A 15,681-nucleotide genomic window follows, 5' to 3' on the forward strand; every position below is an offset into this window, starting at 1 on the left:
TTCGTTTTAAGACGGATTAATAAGCTAATGCAAATAATCCTTTGATATGAGATAAGTAACGAACGTTACTTGCTTCTTTCATAAGTGATGCTGGTAAACCTTTTAATTGCGTTTTGTTTCCGCCGATTGTACCAATTGCATCTTTGCGTCCAAGACTTCCTAGTGTACCAGAGAAGACAGGAACGAATGATTCCATTGCTCCGCCGCGAATAGCTACTGCTAAGTTCACGCCTACAACTTCACCCATTTGCCAAGCTAATTGAGCAGTAGGTGGGTAAGGGCGACCTTCTGGACCCATTACAACCGCGGAGTCACCAGCAAGGAATACATCTTTATGAGATGTAGATTGTAAGAATTCATTTACAAGTGCACGACCGCGGTTTACTTCGATACCTGAGTTAGCAACTACAGAGTTACCTTGAACTCCGCCAGTCCATACCATTGTTTTTGTTTCAATTTTGCTGCCGTCTTTAAGTTCAACAGTTGTAGCATCCATTTTTGTTACAGGTGTACCAGTAACAAATGTAACGCCACGTTTTGTTAAGCTTGATTGAGCGCGCTCTACTAATTCAGCAGGGAAGCCTGGAAGAACTGTAGGAGCTGCTTCTACACAGTATAGAGAAATTTCTTTCGGATCAACACCGTGTTTTAGACATAGGCTTGGCATTAAGTCAGCGTATTCACCAACAAGTTCGATACCTGTTAATCCGCCACCGCCAACTACGATTGTACCGTCAGCTTTATTTTTTGTTTTGCTGTATTCAGCGATACAAGCTTCTACGTGTGCACGTAAACGGTTTGCATCATTTACTGATTTAAGAACGAAGCTGTGCTCTTCTAAACCAGGGATACCGAAGTAAGCAGTTTCACTACCTAAAGCTGTAACAAGGTAGTCGTAGCTTAATTTTGTACCATCTTCAAGAGATACTTCACGTTGATCTGGTGAGATTTCTTTTACCGTTGCAATTTTTAAATCAACGTTGTAGTTTTTAAGTAATTTATCAAGTGGTAAAGCTACCGCTTGTTCAGAAACGCCGCCTACAGCTAGACGGTGTAATTCTGTAATGATTTGGTGAGTAGCAAAACGGTTCACTACTGTAATTTTTGCTTCATCCGCACTTAGGTGTTGGCGAGCTGTCATTGCAGTTAATAAACCACCGTAACCGCCGCCTAAAATTAAAATATGTTTTGACATAGTCGATCCTCCGTCCACACTTTTTAATGAAAATTATTTTTGTTTTTCGTTTGTAATGTCTAAATACGCTTGTGCAAAGCGGAATAGTTTTTGAGCTTGTGGATCTTTAAGCATGCGTAATAAACCGAATAAACCGATTGAATTAGAAGCATTTGCTTCTGCACGATCGTTTGCTTCGATTGCAGTAGCTGCAAGACCTTTTACTGTTCCTTCTACCGGCTCGATAAATTCTTTTACTCCACCAAGTAGATCTTCTTTTAATACGTCGTCAGTTAATAATGATTGCGCAACGTCGTAAGTTTTTGTAAGCACCGTTACCATTTCAGATAATTTTGGTAAATTATCTACAAGAACAGTAAGAGCTTCTTGTACTTCAGGCTTTAACAATTGATCTAACACATCCGCTTGACCTTTGTTAACTGCCGCTTCTGTTTGTACAGCAGCATTTTCCTCTGCAGCTGATTTTTGAATAGTTGATTGAGACATGAAAAGTCCTCCTTTGCTGGATACTGTTGCATATGTAGTTCCTAGTTATCTGCTAGACTTTCAAACTACATTGTGAAGTTGTGAAATCTTGCACATAATTCTATTTTAATTTTAATACGAGATAAAATCAACTCATTTCGTTGAAAAAATAAGTGAAGAACCTCGTAACCCTTTGTTTAATAAAAGTTTATAAGAAATAAAGCGAATAATTGCCTAGGTAAATAAAATTAAAATAGGGAACTAACATGATTCCTCTTCCTACGATAAAACAAATAACGTCATATTTCAACACATACGAGCTTAATATTCTATAAGTAGTAAAAAGATAGGGCGCATTTACTATTTAAAGAGTTTTCAAAAAATTACATTGACTTACTATAGTGTTCTACATATAATCAGAATATAACATCTTATGTAAGGAGATATAACATGGTTATAGTGGATGAACTTTATCATAATGTGGTCATTACATTGCCTCAATTAAAATTAATTGAATTTATAATGAAGTTAAAAGAAGCTAAAGCACAAGAAATAGAAGATATAAAAACGAAAATTAGTAAATACGAAGAGAAGAAACGTGCTGAAGAAGCTTGGTATCAATCACTATCACCGTTTCGTAAATTTTTTACCGGGCGTCCTTTAAGTCAGCATCAAGCGGTCGAGTATATGGTATACGTAAAGGAACGCTTTAAAAAAATTGATCAACTTAAAGCACAAATGCGAGAACTTCATGAAGTTCTTGAATTAATAAAAGCGGAAAATGAAGAAACAAGTGAAATTACGCTTTCGCCTGCTATTGTACAAGAAATAAAACGATTAAAAAGCAGTGGAGGCGTTGGGATATGAGTGTTAATGAACTAAGTTTAGGGATAAATACAACGTGGGTCGTGTTAACAGCGGCGATGATTTTGTTAATGGAAGGCGGCTTCGCCTTGTTAGAGGCAGGTTTTGTCCGCTATAAAAATAGCGTAAATATTATTATGAAAGTATTCGCTGATATTACAATAGGAACGCTTTGTTTCTATTTAATTGGTTTTGGATTAATGTACGGTGATGATTTAGGTGGAGTTGTCGGTAAAAGCGGTTTTGCGCTCTCAGGTAATTTATCGCACCTTGACATTCCAATTGGGCTTGAAACGTTTTGGCTGTTTCAATGTGCGTTTGTTATTGCGGTCATTTCTATCGTTTCTGGAGCGGTGGCAGAACGAATTAATTTCCGGGCATATCTTTTATATGCGATTTTGATGACTACATTTATTTATCCTATAGCCGGCCACTGGATTTGGGGAGGCGGATGGATTAGTAAGTTAGGGATGCTTGATTTTGCCGGTTCGGCAGTTATCCATGCTCTTGGCGGTTTTTCAGCTTTAGCAGCTGCAATAATGATTGGACCGAGAAAAGGGAAGTTCACGAAAAATGGAATTAGTTCTGTTTCTCTTCCAAGCAATTTGCCGCTTGCATCAGTGGGTGCTTTTTTATTATGGTTTGGATGGTTCGGGTTTAATGCAGGAAGTACGCTAAGTGCCACTGACGTTAGAATTGGTCACATTGCTGTTGTCACAATGTTATCAGCAGCAGCAGGCGGAGCAGCTACTTTATTTTATACTTTATTTCGCTACAACCGTTCAGATGCACCTTCTGTAATAAATGGATCGCTTGCCGGACTGGTTGGCATTACGGCCGGGTGCGCTTTTGTTAACACACCATCTGCTATTTTTATTGGAGCTGTATCTGGCTTATTAATGATGGCAGCTACAAACTGGCTCGAAGCACGTCAAATCGACGATCCTGTAGGAGCTTTTCCTGTACACGCAGCTTCGGGAATATGGGGCACGTTGGCTGTGGGCTTGTTTTCTACAGACGGCGGTGTGTTTACCGGAGGAGGCTGGACGTTACTTGGCGTTCAACTTCTTGGGTTAATCGCTCTATGCGCTTGGGGATTTGTTACGACGTGGATAGGGTTAAAGGTTATTTCCTTGGTGGTTCCGCTTCGATCTACGGAAGAAGAAGAAGAAGTGGGCTTAGATATCAGCTACCACGGTATCATGGCAGCTCATCAAGCTCCTGAATTTATTGAATATGAAAACTACTATGCGGAAGTAAAAGAAAAAGCCGCAGATTCGTAATAAAAGGCCGCTCTTTATAACAAAAGGGCGGCCTTTTTATGTGAAAAAAATAGATGTAAAATACTTGGTTTAAATGATTGAAAAGTCAGAATATTTGTGTTATATTATAAAAAAGCCAAGGAGTTGATTTCTTATGAAAAAGAATTTACTTAATTCACCGCAAAAATCCAACGGAAAGGTGCTTGATGCATTATTCGCTGAGATGATTTTAGACAAGGCGATTGCAGAATTTCGTAAAGCACAGCTAAAAGAAGAAATCGACCGCACGCTATTGATGAAAAATAAAGAAGAGTTTTTAAAACTCTCATCAGAACTTAAACAAATTTCTTAATTGCTTACTATACTTCACACACCATCTATTTTTAGGTGGTGTGTTTTATTTTTGAGACCTACTAAAAGGGATTAATTAGTAATAATTATGAATATATTCCTATTTAAAACTTTATTTACATTAATTGTATTGACTTCTTTTATGGATTTTTTTAACATAAACAAGAATTAAAGAGGAGGGGTTTGGTTGTTGGGACATCTATTATTAGTAGATAGCTTGATTGCAGGTATTGTTTGCATTGTGTTAGGAATTTTATTTAGAGCTCATAAAACAAGCAAATTTTTGTATGGCATAGGGATTGTGTTTGGTCTTATTTTTGTCATCGGGACGGTCACTCATTCGCCATCTAATACAGAAACTTCATCAGTGACATCTGAGAAAGTAGAAGCAAATCAAAAAGGCAGTAAAGACACGTCAGAACTTAAAGCTCTCGTTACTAAGGGAATGACAGATAAGGAATTTCAAAAAGAAAAAGAGAAAGCCGCTTTTCAACAGTCAGACTTAATTGCGTTAGGTAACGGAGAAGTCGGATATGTGATCAAAGCTGAAGACGGTTACGTTGTAGCTGATACGAATGGCGAAACCATTTCAAGCGTTGAAACGTTTAAAACGGCTGATGAAGTAGAACAGTATGAATTAAATGAAGTTAAAAAAGTACATAAAGATGTAAGAACAGTTGATGCTCATTATATGGCTTCAGATTTAGAAAGCTTAGAAGATTTTGATCAAAAAATTAATGAAGTGCTGAAGCGCGTTAATCTTACAAAAAAGGAGTTTAATGAACTAAAATTAAAGGATGTTAAAACATTAACTTCTCATGAAATAGAAGTAATGAAGGCTATACGTGACTCTGTTTCACCCCTTACAAAAGATACGCTGCTGCAAAAAACGATCCCTGCTAAAGATATTGAAAAGTATGTAGATGGATCTTATACAGCAGTGGGAGGATATGTAGCTAAAGCTGAAGATGTTCATGATATTACTTCATACAAAGATTTTGTTGAAAGCTTACGTTTAGATTACACCGATGGTTCAGGCAAAAGGCCGTTTCCTGAAGAAGGATCGACGTACGGTGTAATCAAATTCAAATCGCAAGCGGTAAGCCATGTTGATATTCCCTACGGGACTGTGTTCGGAGGAAAAACAACAGACGGACCTCCATGTACGCTTAATGGGTTTACAGGATCTCGAAACGGGGAAACCGTTCCAGAGTTCAAATTTGATAACTATTATCCACCAGCAAACGGAGCGGAACTATACCAAGTGGTAAATGGGGAAGAAGTACTTTTAGCTACCTATGTGGCAGAAGAAAAACGATTTGTACCAGCGGTTGCTAACCCAATGTAAAGGACTGGTTTTTTGTGATTCGAAAAGGTTTGTATGCAGCATATAATGAACGAGATTACGAATGTTATGAAACGGAAAACGGATGTGTAAAGCTGATTAGCTATGAGAAAGGCGATGTAGCAAATGGATTCATTCCATACAATGACACCACTTTTACAAAAGAAGTTCCTCGTGATGCTGTTGAAGAAGTGTTTTTTGTAGCTCCGTATGCTACTTATCAAAATGAAACGTTTGGTGTGTCAGATGCTTCTGATCGTCGAGTGCTTTTGACCACATCTGAAAAAGAAAAAGCTGATAAATATCATTTTCAACGAACGGATAAATATCTATACGAAAAACATGTGTTAAGAGAAGAAGTGAAGTTAATGGAGAAAAAAACTCCTTACTCATAAGACGTCATAATAAAAAGAGGATGCACTCGCATCCTCTTTTTATTTAATCAATTTTCTTGAAGTGTTTCTGTTCGTATTATCATTTGTACGAAGGAAGGTAATGACAAGACCGATTAATCCTCCTACAATAGCAGGAACTACCCAGCCGAGACCCACTCCATACATAGGTAGAATCGATGTAAACAGATCGTTTACTGCGGCAATTTTGAATCCAGCAGCATTTAAGCCATCAAATAAACTAACGATAAACGTGAACAGAAGGCTTACTTGGTAGACTTCAGAACGTCCTTTAAATAAAGGATGTAAGAATGTTAAAGCAATTAACACAATAGCTAACGGATAAATAGCTGTTAAGACCGGAACCGAAATAGCGATTAATTCCGTTAAACCAAAGTTTGCTACAACGGCGCTGAATGCTGATAAAATGACAGCAATCAACTTATAAGAAACACTTGGAAACAGCTTATGGAAAAAGGATGAACAAGATGTTACAAGGCCTACACTTGTTGTTAAACAAGCAACGGTAATCATCAGACCTAAAAGAATTCCTCCGTAAGAGCCGAAGTAGTAATTTGATACTTCAGCCAAAACCGTACCTCCGTTATCAAGACGTCCAAGCTCTGATACGCTTGAAGCACCCATATAAGACAATGCACTATAAATAAGAGCTAAAATAACGGCAGCGATAGCCGTAGCTTTTGCACAAATTGTGATGATTTGTCGGTTGGTTTTTGCTCCTTTTTCTTTAATTGCATTAATAATAATAATTCCAAAAACAAATGATGCTAGTGTATCCATTGTTAAGTAGCCTTCTTGGAAGCCTTTAAAAAATGAGTGTGTTGTATAAGCTTCGCTTGGTGCTTCAAATTTTCCAATTGGGTTCACAACGGCTACAACTACCAATATTCCAATAAACGTTAATTTAATAGGTGTTAAAACTTTTCCTACTAAATCGACAATTTTCGCAGGATTTAGCGAAAAAAAGCAGGTAATAGTAAAGAAAATTACCGTGAAAATGATAAGGGGAAGATGCCCTGGATTTTCTGATAAAAAAGGCTTAACGCCAATTTCGAACGAAACGCTTCCCGTTCTTGGCATCGCAAAAAGCGGTCCGATTGCCAAGTATAAAATCGTAGTAAAGATAATACCGAAAGCTGGGTGTACGCGACTAGCTAAAGACTGCAAATCCTCTTTTCCGGAAAAACCAAATGCGAGAACGCCTAGAAGAGGCAGACCTACACCCGTTACTAAAAATCCAGCGTTTGCTGACCAAATATTGCTTCCAGCAGACTGACCTAACATTGCAGGGAAGATTAAATTACCTGCGCCGAAGAATAGGGCAAAAAGCATAAAGCCAATAACCACTATAAATGAAAAAGGAACTTTGTTTGACACGTTAAAACCTCCAAAATTATAAATGCTTTTTATTATCGTGTTGAATAATTAAAATTTTCAGAATTTTATATTCGAATAATAAAAATAAACATGTATCGTATTATACTAACCTAAAATGCATATTTCAATATAAAATTTTATTTTTTTAATTTATTCGCTGAAATAGCAAAAATAGAAAAATACTTAGCAAAAAAATCTCAATATACAACAATTATTTGATATGATAAAACAGAACCGTGGCTTTTAAAAATTCGCATGTGCGGCCTTACATCCTTTTAGTAAAGAACTGTTTACATAAGGTGCTGTAAGGATGTATATTTATACACGGTTCGCGGAACCGCATATGCTCGATGGATGAAAGTCAACTGTGCGAAAGGAGCAAGAAAGTGAAAAGGTTAGGTCTAGCAACTCAGATTCTAATTGGACTGATTTTAGGCGTAGCTGTAGGTGCTATTTTTTATGGAAGCGATACAGCCATTTCTATTTTACAGCCGGTTGGAGACATATTTATTCATTTAATTAAGATGATTGTCGTACCGATTGTGATTTCAGCATTAATCGTAGCGGTCGCAGGAGTAGGCGATATCAAAAAATTAGGTAAGCTTGGCGGAAAAACAATTCTTTATTTTGAAATTGTTACAACCATTGCTATTGTAGTGGGGATTATTGCCGCGAACTTATTCCACCCTGGTGCAGGGGTTGATATGGGACATATTGAAAAAAGCGATATTTCTCAATATGAGGCAACGGCAAAAACGTCTGAAAGTACAGGCATTGCTCAAGAGCTTCTTCATATTGTTCCAACAAACGTCTTTCAATCGGTAGCAGAGGGCGATCTTTTACCAATCATTTTATTTTCCGTACTGTTTGGTGTAGGCGTAGCTTCGATTGGAGAGAGAGGAAAACCTGTTTTAGCCTTTTTTGAAGGCGTCTTGGATGCAATGTTTTGGGTAACTAATTTGGTGATGAAATTTGCTCCAGTAGGTGTATTTGCACTTATTGGTGTTAATATTATAAAGTTTGGTGTCGGATCACTTATTCCATTAGGAAAATTAGTGTTCGCCGTTTACTTCACCATGATTTTCTTTGTGCTTGTGGTTCTTGGAATTATTGCTAAAATGGCTGGAACAAGCATGTTTACGCTGATAAAAGTGTTAAAAGACGAGCTGCTTCTTGCTTTTACAACGGCAAGTTCAGAAGCCGTTTTACCATCTCTTATCAAAAAGATGGAAGACTTCGGTTGTTCTAAATCGGTTACATCGTTTGTTATTCCAACAGGCTACACGTTTAACTTAGATGGTTCAACCATTTATCAGGCGCTGGCATCGCTGTTTATTGCTCAAATGTACGGCATCGACCTTTCCATTATGGATCAAATTCAGCTCCTTCTTGTGCTAATGTTAACCTCAAAAGGAATGGCTGGTGTACCGGGAGCATCGTTTGTAGTTGTACTTGCTACACTTGAATCTATGGGCTTCCCTCTTGAAGGCATGGCATTTATTGCAGGAATTGACCGCATTCTTGATATGATGCGTACCACAGTTAACGTAGTAGGAAATGCTTTAGCTGCAATTGTGATGTCAAAGTCTGAAGGCGAATTTGATAAGCAAAAATCATTAAATTATACAAATGAATTAAAGAAATCAAACATAGCTTAAAACAAAACAAGCTGGGCAGCTGCCCGGCTTGTTTTGTTTGGAGCTGACTGTTATCTTTTTTGAAACATATGGTAAAATAAAAGAAATGAGAGACAAAGGAAGTGTCATAATGACGGAAACTGTTCAGTTAATTAAAAAGCTTGTTTCGATTCCCAGTCCTTCTGGAAATACAGAAAAGGTAATTTCATTTGTCGAAGACTATATAAAAGAGCTAAATATTCAAACGTATCGCAATCGAAAAGGAGGCTTAGTCGCTACTATTCCCGGTAAAGATACAGATCACCACCGCATGCTGACGGCTCATGTCGATACATTAGGTGCTATGGTAAAAGAAATCAAACCGAGTGGACGTCTGAAAATCGACTTGATTGGAGGGTTTCGCTACAATTCTATTGAAGGAGAATATTGTGAAATTGAAACTTCATCAGGAGAAGTATTTACAGGAACCATCCTTATGCATCAAACATCTGTTCATGTGTATAAAGATGCAGGGAAAGCTGAGCGAAATCAAGAAAATATAGAAATTCGATTGGATGAAAAAGTACATAGCGCAGAAGATGTTCGCAGCCTTGGAATTGAAGTAGGCGACTTTGTTTCGTTTGATCCTCGTGTAGAAATAACAAAAAGCGGTTTTATTAAATCTCGTCATCTCGATGATAAAGCAAGCGTAGCTTTATTGCTTCAGCTCATAAAAACAATTCAAGAAGAACAGATCGAACTGCCATACACTACGCATTTTCTCATTTCAAATAATGAAGAAATTGGATACGGAGGGAATTCGAACATTACGCCTCAAACAGTAGAATACTTAGCGGTTGATATGGGTGCTATGGGAGATGGACAATCTACCGATGAATACACCGTGTCTATTTGTGTAAAAGATTCAAGCGGCCCATATCATTACGGTTTGAGAAAGCATTTGGTGGAGCTAGCTAAGCAGCATGATATTCAGTACAAATTAGATATTTATCCGTTTTACGGATCAGATGCTTCTGCTGCTATTCGTGCCGGACACGATATCGTACACGGCTTAATTGGTCCAGGAATTGATTCTTCTCATGCGTTTGAGAGAACGCATCAAGATTCATTAAACCATACGTATAAGCTTCTTTATCACTATGTGCAATCGAACATGGTTCTGCTTTAAGAAAGCAATATTTAATTAGTGTATTTTTATGCAAAATAAAGAGCGGGACGTGATTGTGATGTCTGTACTTTCCTTTCCTAAAAAAGAAGCCGGCTGTCCGGCTTCTTTTTTTAATAAATACTATATATTTTTTACTGGTGAAGCAACAGTTGATTAAAAAAGCACCTTTTTAAAGAGGTATAATATTGCTTAAACCTTTTGTACATTTTGTTCATTTACAGAAGTTAAAATGTTTTTAAATTTTTAAAAGTTTCTTGTGACAAGTTTTGTAGAATGGGTTTTCAAAAGGAAATGGTTTCGGCATAATGTGGATATAGCGATCACTACAATAATCGGAGGCGAATCTTTTCATGTGGGTACTGACGGTATATGCTGGAAAAGAAATGAAAATGTTTGAATTTGAAACTGAAAAGCAGGCGAGAGAAGCTTTTGCCAAAACAAATGGCTGTAAAGTTCTTTCAGAAGTGGTGTATTATAATGATCCTCATTTAACATTAGTAGCTATATAATGAAAAAACAAGAGCTGACTTTATGCTCTTGTTTTTTTATAGGTGCTTGTATCTTCCGAAAAGAATAGAGTTGAAATAAAAAAAAATGTACGCTATGATATGGTAGTTACTTCTATTATTCTGATAGTTTAAAAGGTTCATATATATCAAACAGCAACAGTAAAGATGCCAAGAAGGCTTAATAGGGAAACTGGTGAAAGACCAGTACTGCCCCCGCAACTGTAAGTGTGGACGAACGAGTATAACCACTGTGAAAAAATCACGGGAAGGTTCTCAAGTAGAATGATACACAAGTCAGGAGACCTGTCTTTATTGTGAAGTTTCTATTTCTCCGGGGAGCGGGAAGGGAAACGTTGGCTTAAAGTGGCATTCGTGTACACTCTTATTCTGACGTTTTACCCGCTCGCATATTAGCGAAGCGGGTTTTTCTCGTATCGAAAAACTACATATCGTGCAAAAAAGGTGCGCAATGTTCACATTGCGTTAAATGGGAAGTCTGGTGTGAAGCCAGCGCGGTACCCGCCACTGTGAAGAGGAGCTGATTGCATATGCCACTGTATTTGGGAAGGCGCAATCAAGTGATGAATCGAAGTCAGGAAACCAGCCTTTTTCTAATGCGAAGCTTACCCTACGGGATATAGGTGGAAGTGCAAAAACTTAGTTTGAATTTTCTGCGCCTCTATCATTGATAGAGGCGCTTTTTTTAGTAAAGGAGCGAATGAGTGTGACGACGTGGAACTTAAACGGAACAAAACATCACGTATTGATTTGTAATGGAAGCAGCTGTATGAGAAAAGGTGGAGAAGAAGCCACACAAGCTATTCGAAATAAAGTGACGGAACTGGATTTGGATGAAACGGTTCATACAACGCGTACGCGCTGTAACGGACGATGCAAAGATGCTCCTGTAGCTATCGTCTATCCTTCAGGAGATTGGTACAAGCAGGTCACTGAAACCGTGGCTCACCGGATTGTCGAAGAGCATTTAGCAGGAGGCTGCAGTATAAAGGAATCGCTTATTTATGAATATGATCAAAATGGTTTCGTTTCTCCGGAAAACAGTGACTCCATAGAGGGAATTGACAAAGTAAAGAGTAACGCATAAAGGAGGAGCTAGCATGAAAGGTAAACTGTTAGTTATTGGATTTGGGCCGGGAAGCTTTGAACATATTACACAGCGAGCAAGAGAAGCCATTCAAGAAAGTGATATGATCATCGGTTACAAAACCTATGTGGAATTAATTCAAGGACTGTTAACGAATCAGCAAATTATTAGTACGGGAATGACCGAAGAAGTAAGCCGTGCACAGGAAGCTGTAAAGCAAGCTGAAGCAGGAAAAACCGTAGCTGTCATTTCGAGCGGAGATGCAGGAGTATACGGAATGGCAGGCCTTGTGTATGAAGTGTTGATTGAAAAAGGCTGGAAAAAAGAAACGGGCGTAGAGCTGGAAGTAATTCCTGGCATTTCGGCTATCAATTCATGCGCATCTCTCCTTGGAGCGCCCGTGATGCACGATGCTTGTACGATTAGTTTAAGTGACCACCTTACGCCTTGGGAGCTAATCGAAAAAAGAATTGAAGCAGCTGCACAAGCAGATTTTGTAGTGGCTTTTTACAACCCAAAAAGCGGAAGACGAACAAGACAAATTGTTGAAGCGCAAAGGATTCTATTAAAGTACCGTTCTCCTGATACGCCTGTTGGTCTTGTGAAAAGCGCTTATCGTGACCGTGAAGAAGTCGTAATGACTAACTTAAAAGACATGTTAAACCACGAAATAGGCATGCTGACTACCGTTGTTGTCGGAAATTCATCTACGTTCTTTTACGACGATTTAATGATTACACCGCGCGGGTATCAGCGGAAATATACCCTCAACCAAACGGAGCAGCCGCTAAGACCGCATCAGCGACTTCGAAAAGAAGCAGAACCATGGGCTCTCGATCAAGAAGAGACTGTAGAGCAAACAGCTTCAGCAATTGAAGCAGTTCAGACCAAATCAGAAGAAACAGCAACTTCACGAGCTCTTGCAGAAGAAGCGCTTCAAGCAATTTTAGGTGAAACCACTTCTGCGGTCGTACATCAGCCAATAGAGTCAATTTTCGAAGTGGCGGTTAGCCCAGGACTTGCAAATAAGAAATTCACGCCTGTTCAAATGACCACACTAGCAGAAGTTGTTGGTGAAAAAGGTACGATGGAGTATACACCTGACCATCAAATCAAACTGCAAATTCCAACAGCCCAGCCAGATGTGATTATTAAAAAGCTCCAAGCAGCTTCCTTTTTACTATCTCCGGTCGGAGACGTGTTCACAATTAAAGCGTGTGATTTTTGTGATGGAGAAAAAAGCGATGCTATTCCACATACGGAAGAATTACAAAAACGCCTCGGGGGAAGGGACATGCCAAAAGAGCTGAAGCTTGGTATTAATGGATGCGGTATGGCCTGTTATGGCGCAGTTCAAGAAGATATCGGCATTGTCTATAGAAAAGGTGCGTTTGATTTATTTTTAGGAGCTAAAACGGTTGGACGAAATGCGCATTCAGGTCAAATTGTGGCGGAAGGCATAGCACCCGATGACATTGTTGAAATAGTGGAGAACATTGTCCATGAATATAAAGAAAAAGGTCATCCTAATGAGCGATTTCATAAATTCTTTAAGCGTGTGAAGAACGTTTATGGATTCGACTATCAAGATATAACACCAAAAATAAAAGTAGAACCAGCTCCGTGTGGAGATTAAAAAATGGGAGGGCATTATATGAAATCAGTTTTATTTGTCGGTCATGGAAGCAGAGATCCTGAAGGGAACGATCAAATTCGCGAATTTATTTCGACTATGAAGCATGATTGGGACGCATCTATCTTAATAGAAACGTGTTTTCTAGAATTTGAGCGCCCAAATGTAAGTCAAGGCATTGATACATGTGTGGCAAAAGGAGCAAAAGATGTAGTTGTAATTCCAATTATGCTTTTGCCTGCTGGCCACTCTAAAATACATATTCCGGCGGCTATAGATGAAGCTAAGGAAAAATATCCACACGTAAACTTCGTATACGGACGTCCCATTGGCGTTCATGAAGAAGCCCTTGAAATTTTAAAAACGAGATTACAAGAATCAGGAGAGAATTTGGAAACTCCAGCTGAAGACACGGCTGTTATCGTCTTAGGGCGAGGAGGAAGTGATCCTGATGCAAACAGTGATTTATATAAAATTACGCGCCTTCTTTGGGAAAAAACAAACTATAAAATCGTTGAAACTTCTTTTATGGGCGTGACCGCTCCACTGATTGATGAAGGCGTGGAGCGATGTTTGAAATTGGGCGCTAAAAAAGTGGTTATTCTCCCGTATTTCTTATTTACAGGAGTATTAATTAAGCGATTAGAAGAAATGGTGAAGCAGTATAAAATGCAGCATGAAAACATTGAGTTTAAGCTCGCTAGCTATTTCGGTTTTCACCCAAAACTGCAGACAATTTTAAAAGAACGTGCTGAAGAAGGATTAGAAGGTGAAGTGAAAATGAACTGCGATACGTGTCAATATCGCCTCGGCATTATGGAGCATATTGATCACCATCATCATCACGATCATGACCATGATCATGATCACGGACACCATCACCACGATCACCATCATGACCACGACCATCATGAAGATAAGGTCGGCGAGCTAAAATGATTTTATTGTTAGCCGGAACTAGCGATGCACGTGCATTAGCCGTGCAAGTGAAAAAAACAGGTCATGAGGTTACGGCAACGGTTGTAACCGAAAACGCAGCTATCGAATTACAGCGTGCAGAAGTGAAAGTGAAAATTGGACGTCTCACAAAAGAAGATATGATGGATTTTGTAACCGAACATCGTGTAAAAGCTATTGTGGATGCAAGTCATCCTTTTGCAGAAGAAGCATCTAAAAATGCTATCGGCGCGGCTGCTGAAACAGCGATTCCTTACATACGCTATGAGCGGGCTTCGCAGGCTTTTACCTATGATAATATGACGATGGTTTCTACGTATGAAGAAGCAGCAGAAGTAGCAGCTGAGAAAAAAGGAGTTATTATGCTGACAACAGGCAGCAAAACCCTGCAGGTTTTTACAGAAAAGCTGCTTCCTCTTTCAGATGTACGGCTTGTTGCTCGTATGCTTCCAAGGCTGGATAATATGGAAAAGTGCCAGCAATTAGGATTTCCGCAAAAAAATATTATTGCTATTCAAGGGCCGTTTACAAAAGAGTTTGATCGCGCGCTGTATAAGCAATACGGAGTGACGGTCATGGTCACAAAAGAAAGCGGAAAAGTTGGATCTGTGGATGAAAAAGTGGAAGCAGCTAAAGAGTTAGGCTTAGATATTATTATGATTGGGCGACCGAAAATTGAGTATGGGACCGTGTATTCCACGTTTGAAGAAGTCGTTCATGCTTTAGTAAACCAAACTAGGAGTTGATTGAGATGGATTTTCGTACAGAATTTAAACCGTTAACTGTTCAGCCTCAGCAAATTGAAGGAAAAAGTTTTGAAATGATTACAGAAGAGCTTGGGCCTCATCCGTTTACAGACGAACAGTACCCAATTGTTCAGCGCGTAATTCATGCGTCTGCAGACTTTGAGCTTGGACGCAGCATGCTGTTTCATCCGGATGCGATTCAAGCGGGAATTAAAGCTATTCGCAGCGGCAAGCAAGTGGTTGCAGATGTACAAATGGTACAAGTAGGAACAAACAAGCAGCGAATTGAAAAACACGGCGGTGAAATCAAAGTTTATATTTCAGATCCGGACGTAATGGAAGAAGCAAAGCGCTTAAATACAACGCGTGCAATTATTTCGATGCGAAAAGCCATCAAAGAAGCAGACGGTGGAATTTTTGCAATTGGGAACGCACCCACAGCTTTACTTGAATTAATTCGTTTGATTAAAGAAGGAGAAGCGAAGCCTGGGCTTGTTATTGGTCTGCCGGTAGGATTTGTTTCAGCAGCTGAATCTAAAGAAGAACTTGCAAAACTTGACGTACCGTTTATTACAAACATCGGGCGAAAAGGCGGCAGTACGGTAACGGTTGCTGCATTAAATGCAATTTCAATTCTTGCAGATCAGGTGTAAC

General features: G+C 38.9%; 17 protein-coding genes and 2 riboswitches. Of the genes, 14 read left to right on the forward strand and 3 right to left on the reverse strand.

All coding sequences use genetic code 11. The features are described 5' to 3' along the window. Window positions 1-16: 16 nt before the first annotated feature. Together AC1DEF_RS06645 and AC1DEF_RS06650 are read right to left on the reverse strand one after the other, a co-directional pair. The gene (locus tag AC1DEF_RS06645) at window positions 17-1,195 is read right to left on the reverse strand and encodes an NAD(P)/FAD-dependent oxidoreductase (protein WP_013057328.1); all 1,179 of its coding nucleotides are present in this window, start codon (window positions 1,193-1,195) and stop codon (window positions 17-19) included. 33 nt (window positions 1,196-1,228) lie between these two features. Beyond that, on the reverse strand, window positions 1,229-1,681 hold the full coding sequence (locus AC1DEF_RS06650) for a DUF1641 domain-containing protein (protein ID WP_013057327.1): 453 nt from the start codon (window positions 1,679-1,681) through the stop codon (window positions 1,229-1,231). A gap of 429 nt (window positions 1,682-2,110) precedes the next feature. Here AC1DEF_RS06650 and AC1DEF_RS06655 point away from each other — a divergent pair, with 429 nt between their 5' ends. From AC1DEF_RS06655 to AC1DEF_RS06675, 5 genes are all read left to right on the forward strand, one after another. Further along, complete coding sequence (locus AC1DEF_RS06655) at window positions 2,111-2,527, forward strand: hypothetical protein (RefSeq protein ID WP_097823245.1); 417 nt, start codon at window positions 2,111-2,113, stop codon at window positions 2,525-2,527. Next, window positions 2,524-3,807 carry an ammonium transporter gene (locus AC1DEF_RS06660; RefSeq protein ID WP_050690199.1) on the forward strand — a complete coding sequence of 428 codons (1,284 nt, stop codon included), beginning with the start codon at window positions 2,524-2,526 and terminating at the stop codon, window positions 3,805-3,807. Before AC1DEF_RS06655 ends, AC1DEF_RS06660 begins: the two co-directional genes overlap by 4 nt. A 133-nt stretch (window positions 3,808-3,940) precedes the next feature. Then, window positions 3,941-4,138, forward strand: coding sequence for an IDEAL domain-containing protein (locus AC1DEF_RS06665; RefSeq protein WP_013057324.1), 198 nt, complete (start codon window positions 3,941-3,943; stop codon window positions 4,136-4,138). 189 nt (window positions 4,139-4,327) lie between these two features. After that, window positions 4,328-5,485: a hypothetical protein gene (locus AC1DEF_RS06670; RefSeq protein WP_097824351.1), complete on the forward strand. Its 1,158-nt coding sequence runs from the start codon at window positions 4,328-4,330 to the stop codon at window positions 5,483-5,485. Window positions 5,486-5,499: 14 nt separating this feature from the next. Continuing rightward, complete coding sequence (locus AC1DEF_RS06675; protein WP_097823246.1) at window positions 5,500-5,877, forward strand: hypothetical protein; 378 nt, start codon at window positions 5,500-5,502, stop codon at window positions 5,875-5,877. Between the two features lie 39 nt (window positions 5,878-5,916). Here AC1DEF_RS06675 and brnQ read toward each other — a convergent pair whose 3' ends face one another. Continuing rightward, window positions 5,917-7,272, reverse strand: coding sequence for a branched-chain amino acid transport system II carrier protein (gene brnQ, locus AC1DEF_RS06680; RefSeq protein WP_097823247.1), 1,356 nt, complete (start codon window positions 7,270-7,272; stop codon window positions 5,917-5,919). A 386-nt stretch (window positions 7,273-7,658) separates the two neighbouring features. Between brnQ and AC1DEF_RS06685 the strand changes: the two genes are divergently transcribed. From AC1DEF_RS06685 to AC1DEF_RS06725, 9 genes are all read left to right on the forward strand, one after another. Then, entirely contained in the window at window positions 7,659-8,930 is a 1,272-nt protein-coding gene (locus AC1DEF_RS06685; RefSeq protein WP_014459829.1) for a cation:dicarboxylate symporter family transporter, read from the forward strand. A gap of 109 nt (window positions 8,931-9,039) precedes the next feature. After that, window positions 9,040-10,077: a M42 family metallopeptidase gene (locus AC1DEF_RS06690; RefSeq protein ID WP_043982902.1), complete on the forward strand. Its 1,038-nt coding sequence runs from the start codon at window positions 9,040-9,042 to the stop codon at window positions 10,075-10,077. A 28-nt stretch (window positions 10,078-10,105) separates the two neighbouring features. After that, window positions 10,106-10,234, forward strand: a complete 129-nt coding sequence (locus tag AC1DEF_RS06695) for a hypothetical protein (RefSeq protein ID WP_255255698.1) — start codon at window positions 10,106-10,108, stop codon at window positions 10,232-10,234. 193 nt (window positions 10,235-10,427) lie between these two features. Continuing rightward, window positions 10,428-10,586, forward strand: coding sequence for a hypothetical protein (locus AC1DEF_RS06700; RefSeq protein ID WP_013057318.1), 159 nt, complete (start codon window positions 10,428-10,430; stop codon window positions 10,584-10,586). A 146-nt stretch (window positions 10,587-10,732) separates the two neighbouring features. Next, window positions 10,733-10,911: riboswitch (cobalamin riboswitch) on the forward strand. A 118-nt stretch (window positions 10,912-11,029) separates the two neighbouring features. Continuing rightward, window positions 11,030-11,209, forward strand: a riboswitch (cobalamin riboswitch). Between the two features lie 101 nt (window positions 11,210-11,310). Then, complete coding sequence (locus AC1DEF_RS06705) at window positions 11,311-11,691, forward strand: (2Fe-2S) ferredoxin domain-containing protein (protein WP_016764370.1); 381 nt, start codon at window positions 11,311-11,313, stop codon at window positions 11,689-11,691. A 13-nt stretch (window positions 11,692-11,704) separates the two neighbouring features. Next, a complete protein-coding gene (gene cobJ, locus AC1DEF_RS06710; RefSeq protein ID WP_318331371.1) occupies window positions 11,705-13,327 on the forward strand; it encodes a precorrin-3B C(17)-methyltransferase in 1,623 nt (540 codons plus the stop codon). Between the two features lie 18 nt (window positions 13,328-13,345). Next, on the forward strand, window positions 13,346-14,263 hold the full coding sequence (locus tag AC1DEF_RS06715; protein ID WP_097824352.1) for a sirohydrochlorin chelatase: 918 nt from the start codon (window positions 13,346-13,348) through the stop codon (window positions 14,261-14,263). Continuing rightward, window positions 14,260-15,027, forward strand: coding sequence for a precorrin-6A reductase (gene cobK, locus AC1DEF_RS06720; protein ID WP_097823250.1), 768 nt, complete (start codon window positions 14,260-14,262; stop codon window positions 15,025-15,027). The genes AC1DEF_RS06715 and cobK overlap by 4 nt, the downstream gene beginning before the upstream one ends. 5 nt (window positions 15,028-15,032) lie before the next feature. After that, window positions 15,033-15,680: a precorrin-8X methylmutase gene (locus AC1DEF_RS06725; protein WP_013083415.1), complete on the forward strand. Its 648-nt coding sequence runs from the start codon at window positions 15,033-15,035 to the stop codon at window positions 15,678-15,680. The last annotated feature ends 1 nt before the right edge of the window (window position 15,681 follow it).

The organism is Priestia sp. 10L35 (genome assembly GCF_056395685.1).

Bases quoted from the DNA above. Each gene is read 5' to 3' on its own strand.
- cobJ (WP_318331371.1), top strand. From the start codon at position 11,705: ATGAAAGGTAAACTGTTAGTTATTGGATTTGGGCCGGGAAGCTTTGAA.
- AC1DEF_RS06715 (WP_097824352.1), top strand. From the start codon at position 13,346: ATGAAATCAGTTTTATTTGTCGGTCATGGAAGCAGAGATCCTGAAGGG.
- AC1DEF_RS06725 (WP_013083415.1), top strand. From the start codon at position 15,033: ATGGATTTTCGTACAGAATTTAAACCGTTAACTGTTCAGCCTCAGCAA.
- AC1DEF_RS06660 (WP_050690199.1), top strand. From the start codon at position 2,524: ATGAGTGTTAATGAACTAAGTTTAGGGATAAATACAACGTGGGTCGTG.
- AC1DEF_RS06655 (WP_097823245.1), top strand. From the start codon at position 2,111: ATGGTTATAGTGGATGAACTTTATCATAATGTGGTCATTACATTGCCT.
- AC1DEF_RS06690 (WP_043982902.1), top strand. From the start codon at position 9,040: ATGACGGAAACTGTTCAGTTAATTAAAAAGCTTGTTTCGATTCCCAGT.
- AC1DEF_RS06665 (WP_013057324.1), top strand. From the start codon at position 3,941: ATGAAAAAGAATTTACTTAATTCACCGCAAAAATCCAACGGAAAGGTG.
- AC1DEF_RS06695 (WP_255255698.1), top strand. From the start codon at position 10,106: ATGCAAAATAAAGAGCGGGACGTGATTGTGATGTCTGTACTTTCCTTT.
- cobK (WP_097823250.1), top strand. From the start codon at position 14,260: ATGATTTTATTGTTAGCCGGAACTAGCGATGCACGTGCATTAGCCGTG.
- AC1DEF_RS06700 (WP_013057318.1), top strand. From the start codon at position 10,428: ATGTGGGTACTGACGGTATATGCTGGAAAAGAAATGAAAATGTTTGAA.
- AC1DEF_RS06645 (WP_013057328.1), bottom strand. From the start codon at position 1,195: ATGTCAAAACATATTTTAATTTTAGGCGGCGGTTACGGTGGTTTATTA.
- AC1DEF_RS06650 (WP_013057327.1), bottom strand. From the start codon at position 1,681: ATGTCTCAATCAACTATTCAAAAATCAGCTGCAGAGGAAAATGCTGCT.